Annotated in this window: 16 protein-coding genes; 7 read left to right on the forward strand and 9 right to left on the reverse strand. The window is 43.0% G+C overall.

The window, feature by feature from the left end:
* Position 1: 1 nt before the first annotated feature.
* Positions 2 to 244 (reverse strand): hypothetical protein, encoded by a 243-nt coding sequence (locus tag AC50YO_RS16860; RefSeq protein WP_494848892.1) that lies wholly within the window; start codon positions 242 to 244, stop codon positions 2 to 4.
* A 288-nt stretch (positions 245 to 532) separates the two neighbouring features.
* On the opposite strand from AC50YO_RS16860, the gene AC50YO_RS16865 reads away from it, so the two are divergent.
* Positions 533 to 1,072: a hypothetical protein gene (locus tag AC50YO_RS16865; RefSeq protein WP_494848894.1), complete on the forward strand. Its 540-nt coding sequence runs from the start codon at positions 533 to 535 to the stop codon at positions 1,070 to 1,072.
* 163 nt (positions 1,073 to 1,235) lie between these two features.
* Here AC50YO_RS16865 and AC50YO_RS16870 read toward each other — a convergent pair whose 3' ends face one another.
* On the reverse strand, positions 1,236 to 3,302 hold the full coding sequence (locus AC50YO_RS16870) for a LuxR C-terminal-related transcriptional regulator (RefSeq protein ID WP_494848896.1): 2,067 nt from the start codon (positions 3,300 to 3,302) through the stop codon (positions 1,236 to 1,238).
* A 92-nt stretch (positions 3,303 to 3,394) separates the two neighbouring features.
* On the reverse strand, positions 3,395 to 3,829 hold the full coding sequence (locus tag AC50YO_RS16875) for an Lrp/AsnC family transcriptional regulator (protein WP_494848898.1): 435 nt from the start codon (positions 3,827 to 3,829) through the stop codon (positions 3,395 to 3,397).
* A gap of 147 nt (positions 3,830 to 3,976) precedes the next feature.
* On the opposite strand from AC50YO_RS16875, the gene AC50YO_RS16880 reads away from it, so the two are divergent.
* The gene (locus AC50YO_RS16880) at positions 3,977 to 4,999 is read left to right on the forward strand and encodes an oxidoreductase (protein ID WP_494848900.1); all 1,023 of its coding nucleotides are present in this window, start codon (positions 3,977 to 3,979) and stop codon (positions 4,997 to 4,999) included.
* Between the two features lie 475 nt (positions 5,000 to 5,474).
* Positions 5,475 to 6,026, forward strand: coding sequence for an RNA polymerase sigma factor (locus AC50YO_RS16885; protein WP_494848902.1), 552 nt, complete (start codon positions 5,475 to 5,477; stop codon positions 6,024 to 6,026).
* A 126-nt stretch (positions 6,027 to 6,152) separates the two neighbouring features.
* Here the strand turns inward: AC50YO_RS16885 and AC50YO_RS16890 are convergent, their stop codons facing one another.
* Positions 6,153 to 7,982 carry an ABC transporter ATP-binding protein gene (locus tag AC50YO_RS16890; protein WP_494848904.1) on the reverse strand — a complete coding sequence of 610 codons (1,830 nt, stop codon included), beginning with the start codon at positions 7,980 to 7,982 and terminating at the stop codon, positions 6,153 to 6,155.
* A 533-nt stretch (positions 7,983 to 8,515) separates the two neighbouring features.
* On the opposite strand from AC50YO_RS16890, the gene AC50YO_RS16895 reads away from it, so the two are divergent.
* Positions 8,516 to 9,031 (forward strand): MauE/DoxX family redox-associated membrane protein, encoded by a 516-nt coding sequence (locus AC50YO_RS16895; RefSeq protein WP_494848906.1) that lies wholly within the window; start codon positions 8,516 to 8,518, stop codon positions 9,029 to 9,031.
* Positions 9,032 to 9,046: 15 nt separating this feature from the next.
* Entirely contained in the window at positions 9,047 to 9,616 is a 570-nt protein-coding gene (locus AC50YO_RS16900) for a hypothetical protein (protein ID WP_494848908.1), read from the forward strand.
* 106 nt (positions 9,617 to 9,722) lie between these two features.
* Here the strand turns inward: AC50YO_RS16900 and AC50YO_RS16905 are convergent, their stop codons facing one another.
* The gene (locus AC50YO_RS16905; RefSeq protein WP_494848910.1) at positions 9,723 to 10,346 is read right to left on the reverse strand and encodes a flavin reductase family protein; all 624 of its coding nucleotides are present in this window, start codon (positions 10,344 to 10,346) and stop codon (positions 9,723 to 9,725) included.
* Between the two features lie 134 nt (positions 10,347 to 10,480).
* Here AC50YO_RS16905 and AC50YO_RS16910 point away from each other — a divergent pair, with 134 nt between their 5' ends.
* Together AC50YO_RS16910 and AC50YO_RS16915 are read left to right on the forward strand one after the other, a co-directional pair.
* Positions 10,481 to 10,813, forward strand: a complete 333-nt coding sequence (locus AC50YO_RS16910; RefSeq protein ID WP_494848912.1) for a winged helix-turn-helix transcriptional regulator — start codon at positions 10,481 to 10,483, stop codon at positions 10,811 to 10,813.
* Positions 10,814 to 11,010: 197 nt separating this feature from the next.
* A complete protein-coding gene (locus AC50YO_RS16915; protein ID WP_494848915.1) occupies positions 11,011 to 11,499 on the forward strand; it encodes a YfbM family protein in 489 nt (162 codons plus the stop codon).
* 232 nt (positions 11,500 to 11,731) lie between these two features.
* On the opposite strand, the gene AC50YO_RS16920 is transcribed toward AC50YO_RS16915, so the two are convergent.
* Genes AC50YO_RS16920 through AC50YO_RS16935 form a run of 4 tightly spaced genes read right to left on the reverse strand, consistent with a single transcriptional unit; the run spans position 11,732 to position 16,360 of the window.
* Positions 11,732 to 13,312 (reverse strand): ROK family protein, encoded by a 1,581-nt coding sequence (locus tag AC50YO_RS16920; RefSeq protein WP_494848918.1) that lies wholly within the window; start codon positions 13,310 to 13,312, stop codon positions 11,732 to 11,734.
* Positions 13,312 to 14,424, reverse strand: coding sequence for an S-methyl thiohydantoin desulfurase family protein (locus AC50YO_RS16925; protein ID WP_494848921.1), 1,113 nt, complete (start codon positions 14,422 to 14,424; stop codon positions 13,312 to 13,314). The genes AC50YO_RS16920 and AC50YO_RS16925 overlap by 1 nt, the downstream gene beginning before the upstream one ends.
* A 4-nt stretch (positions 14,425 to 14,428) precedes the next feature.
* A complete protein-coding gene (locus AC50YO_RS16930) occupies positions 14,429 to 15,739 on the reverse strand; it encodes a cytosine permease (protein WP_494848923.1) in 1,311 nt (436 codons plus the stop codon).
* A gap of 39 nt (positions 15,740 to 15,778) precedes the next feature.
* Positions 15,779 to 16,360 (reverse strand): TetR/AcrR family transcriptional regulator, encoded by a 582-nt coding sequence (locus AC50YO_RS16935; protein ID WP_494848925.1) that lies wholly within the window; start codon positions 16,358 to 16,360, stop codon positions 15,779 to 15,781.
* Between the last annotated feature and the right edge of the window lie 57 nt (positions 16,361 to 16,417).

The raw sequence follows: 16,417 nt of genomic DNA on the forward strand, positions 1-16,417 counted from the left end.
CTTATTTTTGGAGTTTAATCTTTTCAGCGGCCCTAGTGTATCTATTACTTTCAGCATTGAAATACACCTTAATTGTCGCACCTTTTTTAAAATCGTCTTTAGTCAATTTTCGACCCTTGGAATCAACTAGTTTTGTCTCAGAATTATATTGAATTGTGCAAATGTAACCGATAGCATCAGTAGATGTTATTTTGCCGTTTTCACTATACCCGTGGAAAACTTCTTGGTTACCTGTACAATCCATCACAACACTGCTGTCTTTAAAACTTTCTACTTTCCCCTCCAATATTTCCGATTCTGAAATGCTTTTATTGCATCCTACTAAGACAATGCAAATGCCCTCCATATACCTGATCCTATCCTTTATGTATACCTTCGTATAATATTCATCCCCTCCGTTCTGTTTTATATTTAGTAATGTGTTCAGCAGCTTTTGAAAGCAGGTGGTCAGTTCGTATGAAGTAAGTGATGTCGTGACGCATTATTAGAATCTGCAAGGGAAATTCATAAAAAAACATTTAGGAGGATTATGATGATTACAAGCAAATTCAAGTCTTTATTATTGGTGGTAACTTTAACCTGCATGACTCTGCTCGCCCTATTGCCAGTCCCTACTACAAGCGCATATACAGGTGGAGGAGTGTTAACTCAGCAATCTTCATGGCAAAGCTCAGACGGCGGACGAAATATGTATACGGATGCTGCCCTGCAGCGCTCGGGACCGCTTGCCGGACAATTGGATATTGTGACAAGAACGAAAAACAATGTACTCATGACAGGCTTTACAGGTGGTGTATTCATTCTGCTGCGCGATGCGGATAACGCCGTAATCGGCGTAACCAGCATGCAAAAGTTTGGGGTAGATGGCAAGTGGATCGGCCGTTATGACCGTACTGATTACTGGAGCTCCTCCGTCGATCCGCAGGTTGCCGCAGCTACCGCATCGCTCCAAATCGTCCAGCAGCATGCAGCGAAAGACTTGAGCGATCAATTGGCCTATTGGCAAAGTACGGTGTGCACCAACTTGGACCGATTAGGCTTGCCAAAACCTCCGTACGGCTGCCCGGCTTAACCTTTTCATTACTCGCTGCGTATTGAACCCGATTCCATTATGCTAATTGAAATGCCTCCGAACCACTGTCAATGTGGAATTGGAGGCTTCACTTATTTATTACTCGCATTATAAAATGTCCCAATACACATATTCATGATCAGGTTATTAACGAGCTTTCATGTTAGCTGGACGGTTCCAGCAGCTTTTTGAGCAGTTGGGTCCGATTGCTCGCGTTCAGCTTACCTAACATCGACGTCATATGCTTTTTTATTGTAATTTCTGTCACATACAAAGCAGAGGCAATCTCGGCATTCGTGAGCCCTTTTTCTAGAAGCTTCGCAACCTCTTTCTCCCGAGGTGTCAGATCAGGACGCGCAAGAATGGGATCAACCACCGCTGAAGCAGGTACACGAACAGGCTGTTCTGATTCTTTACCCGACAGAAGCTTTCTTCCAAGCTCCGTCTGATTAAGGATTTGTTGTACATAATGAATAAACTGCTCGCCTTTCCAATTGAATACGAACGTGGGTGTTGGAGTAACGCTGTCATAGCCGTAGTGTGTGGCATCCTTAACCCTTTCAAAGCCCAAGCTTTCATGCCCCATGATGAAGTATGGGAACGGGGCCGGCGACTCCACTATGAGTTCACCCGTCAACATCATGGCAAGCAGCAAATGTCCGACCGCCGATTGCTGCATCGGATCTCCGAAATCAAGCGTATCGATCGTTTCGATAAACCAGCCTGAACGTTCTGATTCCGGTACTGCCATCGCTTTCGTCTGTTCAGACGAGAGGTTCTTGAAGAACGCTTTCGCACGCGCGCTTTGCTGCAAATAAGGCATCGTTCTCCGATTAATAGGAATAATGATTGCCAGACCGATGATAGCGCCTGACTTATCCTTCAATGTCCAGAAGACATCGCTGCTGAGGGACAACCAAGCGTCCATATTCAAATGCCGCAAGGTGTAGCAGCTTTGCTCCGAGGTTAAGCTCATATCAAAGCTTCGGTTCGTACTCGGATCGGTGATCTCAATTCGGATATCTTTAGCCTCACTGTAACGTTTTTGAATATATGCCTCAATTTCACTCTTATCAACATTTTCAATAGGATTGAACCGATTTGGGGACATATCAAACCAATGGATAAATGCTCGGAGAGCAGCATCTCCGATCACATACAGCAGCTCGGTTGCTTCTTCTTCTACCGCAAGCGGATTTGGAGTATTAAGGAGTTTATTGTAATAGTGGTGCAGCAAGCGAATTCTTCTCTCCTCATACAGATCAGGGGCTCTCGACAGTAGCTCCCGGTTAATCAATTCCCGCATTAAGGCGTGAACCGTCCACCCATTGACCGTCTTCCGTATGAATGAACAACGAATCAATTCGTGAAACTCGGACAAAGCTATATTGCGATTCATGACGAAGGAGAGGCTTTCCTGATTAAAAAATCGAAGAAGAGCCGCCGTTTCAACTAGAGCACGTTGACCCTCATCAGGAACTTCTCGAAGCCATTGATTGACGATGAACGGTAAAGTTCCGTAGTCCTCAAGCGGTGTATTGGTTTCATTCACATCTAATTGTTGGCTAATATATGTGATCAACGACATCGTTAAGGGATGGCCTTTGGAGTGCCTCCATATTTGTTGTATCTTATCGTTACCGACAATAGAACTGCATGCTGCATATTGTTCTACCGACGAATAATCGAGCTCGGTTAATGGCATCCGATAAATTAATTGCCTCCAGACGGGAGATACGAACCATGGCTCAGAAAGCTTATGCCTTCCTGCGATAACAATAAGAATACTCTTGTTAAGCTGCTTTAAAAAATAATCCCGGAGCCATTGGTCCATAGCTGCCAGCTGCTCGTACACATCAATAAAAAGAACGATACGCGCAGAGGATACCCGATTGAGAGATTCGATGCATTGTTCCGCTATATCTGCAGAAGGGGCATTCTCATTCGCGACTGACCGATCAATTACTTGTAGAATAGCTCTGCAAAACGCCTCGGATGTCTTAACCAAATGCTCGCTGTCGATCGTTATACAGCATGCACCGCTGATTCTTGCCTGCCGTTGGAACTCATCAAGCAGAAAGCTCTTGCCAATTCCTGCCGTACCGTAGACATTAATGATTTTATGAGAGAAGAATTGATTATGCAATATGTCCGCAAAGGCTTGAAGCTCACTGCCCCGTCCAACAAGCATTCGGCTCTCCAGTTGCTCTAATCTCTCGCTTTCCTTCATACATTCACCTCCTGGAACATCGAATGGCCTCCTGTAGTAAATTTAACTATTTCCTATCTTGCAACACCTAGGCTATTTCGTTCGAGACCTAATTACACGTTGCTTGCTATCAGACTCTTATCTTCGAAAGCCGTCGAGAGAACAATTAAGGTTGTTGAAAATCCATATGGGTTGCACCTATCAAGAAAGTTGGTCATTGATTCTGTTGTTTCGGATAACACTTTCATTAAAAAGTTGTACTCTCCGCTTATTCTATAAAGATCAACAATCTCAGGGGACGATTCACTGAATGTAACGAAGTCCATGCAACAATTCGTTTTAAACAGGACAAAGGCAGTTGTATACAAGCCTAGTTTATGGGGATTAAGCTTCGCACGATAGGCGGTTATCATACCTTGCTCTTCCAGCTTTCGAACCCTTTCCGTTACAGCCGGCTGCGACATTGCAATCATCCTGCTCATTTCGGAAATCGGAATCCGGGCGTTTTCATACATCAAAGATAAAATTTTGGAGTCGATTTGATCCATTAGCAAAATCACCTCATTTTTAAAGGTTATGGACGTAGAGAAACTACATCATTTAGGTTCTAGAGGCAGTCTTCCTTAAGAAAGCTATGTAAATCATAGTTTTTATGCAATAAAATGTAAACATGAATTTGAAAAGGAGGCTGCGCTATGGCAGTGACATTAAATGACCCCTTATCTTTGAGAGGGTTAACATTAAGAAACCGATTAATCATGGCACCCATGCAGCAGTATAAGGGTACTGCCGAGGCTTTTGCCGGAGACCATCACGTCGAACATTACAGCCGGAGGGCCAAGCATGTCGGGCTCGTTATCTTGGAATCTACAGCAATTTCTTCAAATGGGCGACTATGGGGAAATGATATCGGAATTTTTACGGATCAGCACGTCGAGCCTCTTAGAAAAATTACGGACGCGATCCATGCCTACCAGACCCCTGTCTTTATTCAGCTATCGCATGGCGGAAGAAAATCATCGCCCGAAGTTACGAATACATTAGTCGCACCTAGTGCGATTGCATACGACGAGCATTATGGCACACCTGAGCCTCTGACTCTTGCAGGCATTGAACAAATCGTTGAGGAATATCGTCTTGCGGCCAAACGAAGCATTGCAGCAGGGTTTGATGGAATTGAGATTCATGCAGCACATGGGTTTTTAATCCACCAGTTTTTATCACCGCTATCTAACACAAGGCTGGATGCATATGGTGGTACTTCCGAGAACAGAGCAAGGTTCCTGAAGGAGGTCCTCGTTGCGATTAGAAAAGAAGTAGGCACAAATTATCCAGTTATCATTCGAATATCTGCAACTGACTATTATGAAGGGGGGCTAACTCCTATAGAGTGGACACGAATGTTAAAACCGCTCGAATCTGAATTGGATGCCATTCATGTCTCTTCAGGCGGGAATACCCCCGTACAGCCTAGTGACATATACGATGCCTATCAGCTGCCGCATGCGGCTGTGATCAAACAGCATTTCAACATCCCCATTATTGCAGTTGGAAAGATTTATACCCGCAGTCTTGCCAACCGCATACTCGAGGATCAATTAGCGGATGGAATAGCGATCGGCCGCCCGCTCTTGGATGACCCCGATTATGCGGAGCATTTGCTAATACCTGAGGAATATCCTGATAGATTGGAGATAAAACAAAGACAGATTGTATAGCTAACTAGTTGTAATGATTATCTGGGTTTTGCACATGGACGGAAAAAACCACGTCTCTTCGACGTGGTTTTTGGTTTGATTGAATGGTGGAGCAAGGTCTAAGCTATCATCCCGCATACTTGCTTAATCCATGTAGGATGTCGAATCTTTGATTTAAAAGCTGACAAAATGTATTCGTCCGAGTGTATAGAAGCCCCGAAGGGTTCGCCGCCAAAAGCTCCAAGAAATACAAACAGGAACATGATCCATAGGCCATGTTCCTGTTTGTATTTCTATAAGAACCTAGGGGAAAGAATTCCGACTTTTCAAATCTTTCAATAACCATGTGCGCATGTTCAAGTTTGTAATTAATCATCTCATACCTTTGATAGTGTAATTAAGGAATTTAAAAAGAAAGCATTCCTATAACGACAAATTGTGATATACTAAATTGGTAAATTATTTAACAGGAGGAATATTATTACAAAACATGAATATGAATAAATTACTTTTAATTTTCGATCCGTCGTTTGAAGAACTTAATATTTCTGTTCAGAAAGAGGTATTTTCAACGTTTAATGAGCTCGTATACAAATTGGTTTTTTCCTATGTAAAGAATCACCATTCCACTCAAGATATCGTCCAAGAAGTGTTCATAAAAGCAATCACATCCCCCCCTCATAATTTGGACAAAAATAAAATTTGTTCTTGGATTAAAACATTAGCGAAAAATAGTGCAATTAATCATTTAAGAAAACATAAACGAATGATTCCATCAACATTTGATAACGAACAGTTTCAAAATGAATTTTTCCTGTTGCAAGAGACATTAGAACAGTCCATTGAAAGAAAAGAAAATTTCGCGGCACTCATCGCCTGCATCGCTCAATTACCACAAAAACTAAAGCTGATTCTTTATCTATATTGTTTTGAAAATTTATCCTATCGGCATATTTCTGAAAAGCTTAAAATTTCCGAAGGAAGCGTACGGCAAAGCCTGTACCGTGCACGAAAAGTACTGAAAAATGATAATGTATCGAAACTATAATCCGCAACAAGCTAGAATGTGCGCCGGACTTGGTCATCCATACCGACGTACATTCTCTTCCTTCTCCACAGCCCTTTTTTGTTTGTGCATACAACTTTGATCTTCAACTATAACTAGCGGGACACCTTAATTTGTAACAGCTACTTTTTTCTGATAACCGCTTAGTTGGCTAAGAAACATGCTCGAATAGTAACCGCCTTCGTCCATTAGCTCATCATGAGTGCCTTGCTCGACAACTTCTCCGTTACGCATTACTAGAATGAGATCAGCATCCACACAACTGCTCAAACGATGTGAGATCATAATAGTTATTTTCCCAACCGAGAGTTTTGCCAAAGATTGATACAAAGACAATTCAGCAAACGGGTCCAAAGAAGCTGCCGGCTCATCAAAGACGAGAATATCTGCTTTCGAGAAAAAAGACCGGCTTATTGCGACTTTCTGCCACTGTCCGCCCGAAAGGCCTACTGCTCCGCCAAAAGTGCTTCCAACCTCAGTCTCATATTGCTTCTCTAATTTTTCAATAAACGTATTCGCACCGCTTTTTTCAGCAGCACCTCTAATCCCCTCTTCATCATCCAGATGATCGATGTCACCGACCCCAATGTTTTCTTTGACTGAAAAATCATATTTCGAATAATCTTGAAATACAGCACCAACATGCTGGAAAACGAGCTTAGCACTCATATGCTTTAAATCCTTATTCTCATAATAAATATGTCCCTTATAGTTTCGGTAAAGGCCGATCAAGCATTTTATTAATGTGCTTTTCCCAGCCCCGTTGTCTCCCACAATCGCCACTCTTTGTCCCGGTTTAATCTGGAATGAAATATTTTTTAGCCTTAATTGATTGTCAGAGTCGTACGCAAACGATAAATCCTTTACCAATATTCCCTCTCTATTTAATGAAGGAAAATTCGTTACTGGGGTGTCCGTTTCCGTTTCTTCTTCCTCAACCTTAATGTTGAGAAACTCAAAAAGATCGGATAGAAGCTTAATATTTTCAAATATCCCTGCAACAGATAAGGAAATGGACGTGGCTACTCCTTGAACCGTCATGTATGCCTGTGAAATCGCTACATAATCGCCAATACTAAACCCGTTTCTGGAACCTAGCCATATAAGCAGCCCCAAATTAATCGCAGTAACAGTGACGTTGGAAATATCATAAACACTTTGAAGCAAAATACTTTTCCGCTCAAACGATAACTGGATTCCCATTTGTTTGTTGAACTGTTCTTCCCATTTGTTCAGCAGAAAGCGCTGTAATTGAAATACACGAACTTCCTTAGCTGTCTCTCTTCCTTTCAATAAACCAAGAAAGTAGGATATTCGTCTTGAAATTGGTATTAAAACCAACAGCAGATTACGTCTCATATTCCCAATATGATTGTTAATGAAAAATGGAGGAATTGACATAAGAACCACTATGATTCCCGTTATATAACTAGAACTTAGCAACACACCAATTATCGTAATCATCGTAATCATACTTTGAATAATTTGTATAGGTCCGTTGAGAAGCTCAATCATACGCTGGCTTTGTCCCGATGAAGCTCTTTGCAATGTATCGTAAAAACTCCCCGAGTCAAAATACCTCAAAGAAATATTTGCTGTTTTATCCGCAATTTGTTTTTCTACAGTAAACCCCATCTTAAACTGCATCTTACTGTTGTTATAACGTTCAAGAAGCTGAACGGCTTGCAAGACTAGCAGTAGCAACGACTGCAACCCAAGATACACGAAAGCTTGATTGACATTGTTATGATGAGTGAAAACATCACTTACGCTGTCTACCAAATGTTTAGTTAATACGAGTTGTATACCAGGAACAAAGGCTTGGAATAGACGAATCGATACTAAAACAGTTGTTTCTCGCGGACATATACTCCAACAGAGTTTCATTAAACGATACAGATTTATATAGATAAATCGTAGCCGATGGAATTTTTGCATGATCATTCTCCTAAGCATTAGACATGAGAAGAAGCTGGTAAACGAGTCGTTTACCAGCTTCTGGGTGATGTTCTCGCAATTTGTAATTAAATAGCTAGATTATTTAACTGCGTATAGCTGATTAATTTAAAATTAACAAGTACTGGTGAAACATTGAATGCTAGCCGTACCAATGGTGAAACGGTTGCGGCCCGAAACGACCAATGAACCGCTATCAATCGGACTAGAACATCCGCAACATGTGTATTGAGCATAGTCGCAATACTTGTAGGATGAATCAGTAGAATCTGGAGTACAATTTGAATAATACGTGCAACTCCGTTTAGTAAGTGCAGTTGGTTGAACTGTTGACATTGTTAATATTCCTCCTTTTTTTTATCGCGAGAACTCTTGCTGGGGTTCTATTACTTAAAACAATCTATAAGTAAAATAATCACATATTATTTTTTTTTTTACTTTTGTGATTATTTAAAGATGAGTGTGTTATATAAGTGAAGATTAAATAAGACAGAGAATATACGGAGGGAATGACAGTGGACATATTCTATTTTATTCGCATTTTTCTTGGAACAATGATGATTGCAACGGCTATTCTCAAGCTTCTATCATTCAATTCATTTAAATTAACCATCAAACAGCTGAACATAGTTAGCATTAATGCTGCTTTTATCGTATCCGGCGTTATCGGCTTAGAGCTGCTATCAGGAATCTTAATGTTTTTTGATGCATTATACCTTGGAGGATTACTGCTAATTGTTTTACTCTCCATCAGCTTTATATGGGTTTCCATTCTTTCGAAGAAACTTCCAGGAAAAATCACATGTAACTGCTTTGGTAACTTAATACCAGAAACATTAGGGAACCATACTATTCACCGCGCTATTTTCTTAATTGTACTTGCATTATTTGTCGGAATAATGGAATTCGCGCTCGGCAACAAGGCAGATAGCCCGGCTACTGCGTATCTTATTTCTCTTGGCATACTCCAGAGCATAGCGATAATTGGTCTTTACGGTAACATAAGAGTCTTGTTTGCGAAGCCAGAATAAATGGAGGGTTACGAAATGGTGAATTACGAGCAATTATCAACAATTCTGCAGTGGTTTTTTATTATCTTCCTATTAATAAACTCCTTATATATGTTTCGAAAGCTGAATGAGCGAAGCCCCCAGCCCGCTCCCCAACAAGAACCTCAGCAAAAAAATTCACTTGCTCTTAATAATGTTTTCCCTGTCAGTCATCTAATCGATATAACAAACAAACCAATCCAATTACATCCTGTCCATACCCAAGGCACCATCCTTATGTTAAGTGTATACGGCTGCAGCAGTTGTGCGGAGTTGTATCCAAACATAAATGCTATCACCGAAGCATTTACAGAATATCAGGTAGCCTTAATCATGATTGGGACAGAAAATGAAATAAATCACATCAGCAACGAGCACAAGCTATGCATCCCAATTCATCGTATTGAGATGCATCAAATGAGTAATTTCGGAACCTTTACATTTCCCTTTTGCTATGTGTTGTCAAACGAAGGTGTTATCCTTAATAAAGGCCATGTACAAACAGTTGAAGAAGTATCTTTATTGCTTTCGAAAGAAGTCGGGGCACTTAACGCTAAGATTAGTTAGAATTCAAGCAAAAAATCAGAAATGGCGATGCAGGGTTAATTTCCCTAGCAGCGCCATTTCTTTATTTTACTAATCTTTATCTAGCGAGCAAAACTAAATGACTTGTTTAATCGTCTTTGTGCTCAATTGAAAATGAAGGCTTAATTCCAGCATAGTCCCCTGCCAGACTTGCAAGCGGCTTCCATTCATCAATAGCCGTTTTATAGTTTCCAGCATAGGCAGCAGCGTCTATTTGTACACGTACAACGATTCCAAGCACAAGATGATCTCCACCTACTGGAATAATCCGATCTAGCTTAAGTTCAAAAGCGATCGGCGCTTCAAGCACCGCTGGCACCTCCACAAGTTCACTAGATCGCGGGGTGACTCCCGCAAGCTCAAACTCATTTATTCCGGGCTCGACACTAGCAGAGGATCGCTGCATTGCTTCGCCAAGGGGCTCTGATACCATATTAATTACGAACTCCCGGACCTCACGAATGTTTGTCAGCGTATCCTTTATACTACCCTCTCGATCATTGACGCCTGGTCCTATTGAAATCAACAACGTTGGCGGGTTTCGGGAGGCCACGGTAAAAAAACTAAATGGCGCCAAGTTAAGAACACCCTTCTTACTCTTTGACGAAACCCATGCAATCGGTCTTGGTACAACCGAGCCAATCATCAGCTTGTACATCTCCTCTTCGCTCAAGTCGCTCGTATTAAATGTGAATCCATTCTCCTTCGGCATATTCCATTCTCCTTCAATAAAGTTTGAACAAGTAAGACATGAATGCGATAATTAATCATTAGTATAAACTCGAATATATTAAAAGATAGTATGCACTTTTTTGTTAGATACTTACCCGAAAGAGAGTGACTTCTATGATTAATCAGAGTAAAAACTCTAACGCACAAGCCGAGCAAACTCCATTTGACTATACCTTATCTTTAATTGGTGGGAAGTGGAGAATGAAAATCATGTATCAATTAGCTAGCGAACAAGTAATGCGTTACGGAGAGCTAAAACGACAGCTTCCTGCTATTACACATAAGATGTTAAGTTCTCAATTAAAGGAATTAGAATGTTGTGGCATTGTTAACAGAGAAGAATATCATCAAGTCCCACCGAAAGTGGAATACTCTTTAACGCCAAGAGGCAGAACATTGATGCCAATACTAGAGGGAATGTGCCAATGGGGGGTTGAAAATCAATAACAGTATACTAAATTTGGGTTTCTTGCAATCGGATAAAAGCGGCTCTAAATTAATGCTTTCTCACTGACTACCGATACATAGCATTCCACATATCTCAAGGTCTAGTATGTCTCAGGTTCCTTGAAATACACAATTCCATAATGTTACATTTAATAGTGCAGTTAGTCACTACTAAAAATGGAAAGAAGGCTTACAACATGGGAATGAAAGGATATTACTTTTCTATTGATAACAATCTGGTACAGCAAATCGCTGCAGGCGACATTTCATTGAAAAATTTGAAAATAGACAATTATCCCGGACTACACATTGATAGATCCTGGGAGGCTATACACTTCTTGCTTTGTGGAGATATTGCCGATGGTGAGCCTCCTCTGGGCTATGTTGTTCCGATAACGTCGGACAAAGGCATCGATTTTGGCTCATTCGGGGCATTTTTCTTGCGCGCCGAGCAGGTTGAAGAAGCGCTTAAAGCTATGTCTGTACTAGATGAAGCTCAGCTCCGCTTGCGGTATGATTTCCCGGCTATGCTCAAGGACGAGGTATATCCTCTTGAGGCTGGCATTGTTTCAGACGAGGATGCGGACGAGTTTTTCGCCTACATGCTGCAGCATTTCAACGAAATTCGGCGCTTCTACAGCCAAACTGCAGCCGAGGGCAAAGGTATCATCTTCTATATTTTCTGATTCCAATCCTGTCCCCAGCAGCAACAAAAACCATTACAATTCCTAAAGTGCATAAGGTTCTCAAAGCTCAGTTGGATATTGCAATTGAAAGTCATAAAGGAGCAGCGCCACAGCGATCTGCTCCTTTGTTATGATTGTGCTATCGACTCGCGTCCCTCGTTTTAAAATATAACTCCCATATACTCACTCATTACAGAATTCCATCATCTTTCTAGGCAGATCTATATCCTTCTTATAATCTTCCCGCTGCTTTCACCTTCACCAGCAAAGCATTGCCCGGCAAGTACGCAATTGGAATATCCTCAGACATCACGATCTGTATCGTATCGCGAGCTGCACCGGCAAGAACGGCTTGTTCTATCGCATGGTTACGAGCATCCTCTTTAGCTTGGTCATAAGTCATATCGTCTAAAGAATAAATACGCTCCGTTTCCCCGCTAACTTCACCTAACGCCGCACCAATCGCATTCGCAGCATCATAATGATTCGGCCTTACAATCTGTGCTACACCTTCAAGCTTGTCAGCTACCAGAATACTGCCGCCGCCAACCAATATGACATCAACAGGATCAGCGCTTGTCTTCATACGATCAATCGCTTCCTCAATATCCCTGGTAATAATCTCATCTGCTCTGCGGCAGATCGCTTCATCAAGCCCCTCAAGCTTTGCGTCCTTCCACTCATGCCGTCCAAGCTTAATCGCCACATCCGTTGCCGTAAGTGTATCGCCGCCAAAGATGCGCCCGCGCTTCAATAGCTCATACCCTACGCTGTCAGGACCAACTGTCACCATATCCTGTGCTGCATCTGAACGAATGATTGTACCGCCGCCGATACCGATCGATAAAATATCCGGCATACGGAAGTTTGTACGGATGCCGCCAATCTCGACTGCAGCTGATGATTGGCGAGGGAAGCCCTGCGTAAGAACACCGATATCCGTCGTCGTGCCGCCAATGTCAACAACGAGTGCATCATTTAGACCTGACAAGTGCGCAGCACCACGAATGGAATTCGTAGGTCCGCAAGCAATCGTCAGAATAGGATAGCGAAGCGCATAATCACTGTACATCAGCGTACCGTCGTTCTGACAAATATAGACGCTCGCATTGATTCCGAAGCTTTGAAGTGCTCCTTCAAACCCTTTTACTACTCCCGCGATAACGTTAAGCAACGCACCATTCAGCATCGATGCATTCTCACGCTCCAGCAATCCAATGCTTCCAATCTCATGGGATAGCGTGACAGGCATATCCACGCCAAGCACTTGCTTCGCAAGCTCTGCTGCACGTTGCTCCTGTGAAGTGTTCACTGGTGAGAACACACCGCAAATCGCAATCGCTTCGACTTCGCCCTTCATCTTCATATAGCTTGCGATGATCTCTTCCTCATCCAGTTCAACAATCTCACGGCCATCAAATTCATAACCACCGTGAACGACATACGCATGCGAGCCAATGATCGCCTTCAGTGCATCATCCCAGTCCGAAAGCGGAGGAACCGCAGTCGTCGCTGGCGCTCCGATCCGAATCAATCCCACTTTTCCCAAGTGCTTGCGCTCTACAATCGCATTCGTGCAGTGTGTCGTCCCGAGCATCGCATATCGAATCTGGGCCGGATTCACGTGGCTCTCCGCAAGCAATCGGCGAATCGACTCGCTGATCCCCTCATTGACGTCACTCGTGGTATGAACCTTTACAGTATGAATCGTACGCAGCTTAGAATCGAGCAGAGCGGCATCTGTATTCGTCCCGCCGACATCAATCCCAATGCGGTATAGCTCTTCCATGTTATTCGCAATTGATTGTGCCATTATTGTGCTCCCCCTTTCTCTGCTGCTAATTTCTCAATTGGGACAAAAGGAACATCATAGCCAAAATACTGTGGCCCTACCGTCTCAAGCCCCTTCGGTGTACGCCATTTTGGATCACAAGGAAAACCAACCGCCGTTACTCGAGCACCGTATTTCAAATTTTCAGTCGTGATTGGCATGCCAGTGTCCTGGTCGAGCAACGAGATTAAATCAGGTGTAACAGCAAGTGACTGCCCATCTTGAGTTGCTAGAAGGAATTCATTCTGGAAAAATAATCGCAGCGTACATCCTTTATTCGCATCCGTACCTTCGAATATCGCTTCTCCGCGTGTAAAGCCACCCTCCGTACGACGGCGAATATCTACAGCTTTGCCATGGAACAGCGCATATCCATTCAGTTGCTTCAGCAGCGCTTCGATTGGATTCTGCTTCAATTCCTTAGATTCATACAAGGTTCTGCCGATTTCATAGGCAAGCGTAAGGGTGTTCGGAATCGCACTTTTCTTGACCTGCGCTCCAGTCACCGGATAATCGCAGATCGAGGCCGATCCGCCCATTTGGATCGCAATCGCACGCGCCATGCGCTCCTCCCACACACCGTCGATCGCATGCATGAGCACAGCATTGCCTCGTTCATCGGCCATAGTAATCGGACTGCAAGCAATACCGTCCAAGTGGAATGTCACCATTTGTGATTCAGGAAAAGCACGTCCCATTGCATCCGCATCCAGGATAGGAATGCCGCGTTCTGCCGCCGCAATGACAGGAACTAGCGAGTTTCCTCCGCCAACCTCAATCGGCATAACAGCGCTAACCTTGCGCCCCAACTCTTTTTCAATTAAATCCAAAGGCTTCGTCATTTGCTCAATCGATGGGATCTTCTCATTCATCACCGTTGGTGCACCAATCATGGAGAGCGGAATAACCAACGCATCGTCCTCCAGTTCCTCAGGACTCACTACACGAACAGGACCATATTTGCGAATTGCCTCTTGGGCCATTAATTTACCAATATGCGGATCGCCGCCTCCCCCTGTTCCAAGTACAGCCGCTCCTACTGCAATATACTGAATCGCTTGATCATCTAACTCTGTTAGTTTGTGTTTGCTCATGATGTTATCCTTTCTTGGTCATAAATTTACCGGAAATCCATTGCACTACAAAGGCAAATATAATTGCGTCTAACGCCGGAATACTCGTCACTTGGAACCATCCAAATCCATCTGGAGCTGGGGTTGTCATAAAAGCAAACAACGTAGCTGCTACCCACACGATCAAGGAGCGAACCACCCAATTCTTATTGCGATCGATCCCTTCAAAGGAAAATTTCTTGCGATCGACAAGCAAATATTCTGCCGTGTAGATCCCCCCGATAGGAGAGACGAACACCGTAATAATCGTCAAGAATGATAAAAAATTATCATAAATACCGAATACCGCAAGCAAAGTAGCAATAATACCAGCAATGATCGTAATCAGCTTTTTCGGCACTTTTTTGAAAACGACAGAGAACCCTAGCGAAGCAGAATATAAGTTGCTCGTATTCGTCGTCCATTGCGCCAGCGTTAAGACGATAATTGCAGGGAGTCCAAGCCCCAGCGTTATGAAAATTTTCGTCAAATCGTCTGTGTCCATCACGCGTGACAAGAATATTGCGATGATCGTCATGAAGCTGTTACCGACAGCGAAGCCGATAAAGGCTGCCGTTATGGCATGCTTTGGTGTCCGTGCCCAACGAGCGATATCAGGTGAAAGCACCGTACCTACGATAAAAATACCAATAACAAGCGAGATCGCTGTCCCCATTGGTATCGGTGAACCACTAATTGGCTCCCAGATTGCAGAGGTCCCTTTTGTCTGAAAGGCTGTAAATACAGCAACTCCGATAAAAATGATTAGCAATGGCACAGACCAGATGCTCAATCTCTCAATTGACCGATAGCCCCATATTGCCGTGGACATCATCAGCAAGCCGCCGATAAACGAAAACACGCCCAGAGACAAATTAATGCCCCATATGTCATGGAAAGCTGTCTGTATGTTCGAAGCAAAGAATCCGACCTGAACCCCGAACCAACCTAGTGAAAAGATACCGAGCACTACCGCTACGATAAGTGCCCCCTTATTGCCAAATAGGAAGCGCGTGATCATCGATGTTGATAAGCCAGTCTTTGCTCCTACATACGCACAAACTGCTCCGATTACTCCCAAAATCAACGACCCGATTATCGTCGCCGTGAGCGATTCCGCCAGATTCATGCCATTGCCAAGCTGCGCTCCGAGGAACATCGCCGATAGATCAATTCCTATCGCGATCCACACGAGCGCCATGGATAACCATTTCTTACGCATATGATCTGGAACAGGCTCTCTTTCGTAATCTGCTGAACTCGATTCATTGCTCTTCACTTGAACTGCTTCTGCCATTGCTGTCATCCCCTTGTTGTCCAATCTTCTTCTTTATCTCTAAGAACAGGCGCCATTCCAATACATTTCGAATGCATGGTTCAGCTTCCGTTCATAAATTCCATTCGTAGCATAATAGAAGTATTGCATGCTCAATCCGTCCATCACGTTAAGAAAGGCATCTGTAAGAAGCTGTACAGGTTGATCCCGAATAACTCCCGCTTCGATTCCTCTTACGATAAAATGCTCGATGATCTTCGTCAGCTGCTCATCCGAATGACGGAACGCATCCTCGATAGTATCCTTGAGAAATACTGGGGGAAACATTACATATCTGAGCACAAACAAGCATTCTTCTGGACTCTGCTGATAGAATTCATATTGTCTTAATAGAATGCCATGAAGGCTATCCCTCACACTCAGCACTTTCTGCTCTACCGACAATTCTTGAATATAGGTATTATAGGACTCCATCGCCTCACGAAAGACCGTCATAAACAAATCCTCTTTATTATCGTAAAAGGCATAAATCGCTGGAGTCTTCACCCCCACTTCCTTTGCAATTTCAGAAAGGGCAGTACCGTCGTACCCCTTCTCTCCGAACAACCTCATCGCTACAACTTTCAGCTTAGTTTTAGTCAAAAATAATTCACACTCCACATTTAATTAACGTTAATTAAGTGATATTATAAATCCACT

It is taken from the genome of Paenibacillus sp. J22P59 (assembly GCF_059383895.1).

What these genes read in the sequence shown, in the direction of transcription:
- AC50YO_RS16860 (WP_494848892.1), bottom strand. Translation starts at nt 244, where the DNA reads ATGGATTGTACAGGTAACCAAGAAGTTTTCCACGGGTATAGTGAAAAC.
- AC50YO_RS16865 (WP_494848894.1), top strand. Translation starts at nt 533, where the DNA reads ATGATTACAAGCAAATTCAAGTCTTTATTATTGGTGGTAACTTTAACC.
- AC50YO_RS16870 (WP_494848896.1), bottom strand. Translation starts at nt 3,302, where the DNA reads ATGAAGGAAAGCGAGAGATTAGAGCAACTGGAGAGCCGAATGCTTGTT.
- AC50YO_RS16875 (WP_494848898.1), bottom strand. Translation starts at nt 3,829, where the DNA reads ATGGATCAAATCGACTCCAAAATTTTATCTTTGATGTATGAAAACGCC.
- AC50YO_RS16880 (WP_494848900.1), top strand. Translation starts at nt 3,977, where the DNA reads ATGGCAGTGACATTAAATGACCCCTTATCTTTGAGAGGGTTAACATTA.
- AC50YO_RS16885 (WP_494848902.1), top strand. Translation starts at nt 5,475, where the DNA reads ATGAATAAATTACTTTTAATTTTCGATCCGTCGTTTGAAGAACTTAAT.
- AC50YO_RS16890 (WP_494848904.1), bottom strand. Translation starts at nt 7,982, where the DNA reads ATGCAAAAATTCCATCGGCTACGATTTATCTATATAAATCTGTATCGT.
- AC50YO_RS16900 (WP_494848908.1), top strand. Translation starts at nt 9,047, where the DNA reads ATGGTGAATTACGAGCAATTATCAACAATTCTGCAGTGGTTTTTTATT.
- AC50YO_RS16905 (WP_494848910.1), bottom strand. Translation starts at nt 10,346, where the DNA reads ATGCCGAAGGAGAATGGATTCACATTTAATACGAGCGACTTGAGCGAA.
- AC50YO_RS16910 (WP_494848912.1), top strand. Translation starts at nt 10,481, where the DNA reads ATGATTAATCAGAGTAAAAACTCTAACGCACAAGCCGAGCAAACTCCA.
- AC50YO_RS16915 (WP_494848915.1), top strand. Translation starts at nt 11,011, where the DNA reads ATGGGAATGAAAGGATATTACTTTTCTATTGATAACAATCTGGTACAG.
- AC50YO_RS16920 (WP_494848918.1), bottom strand. Translation starts at nt 13,312, where the DNA reads ATGGCACAATCAATTGCGAATAACATGGAAGAGCTATACCGCATTGGG.
- AC50YO_RS16925 (WP_494848921.1), bottom strand. Translation starts at nt 14,424, where the DNA reads ATGAGCAAACACAAACTAACAGAGTTAGATGATCAAGCGATTCAGTAT.
- AC50YO_RS16930 (WP_494848923.1), bottom strand. Translation starts at nt 15,739, where the DNA reads ATGGCAGAAGCAGTTCAAGTGAAGAGCAATGAATCGAGTTCAGCAGAT.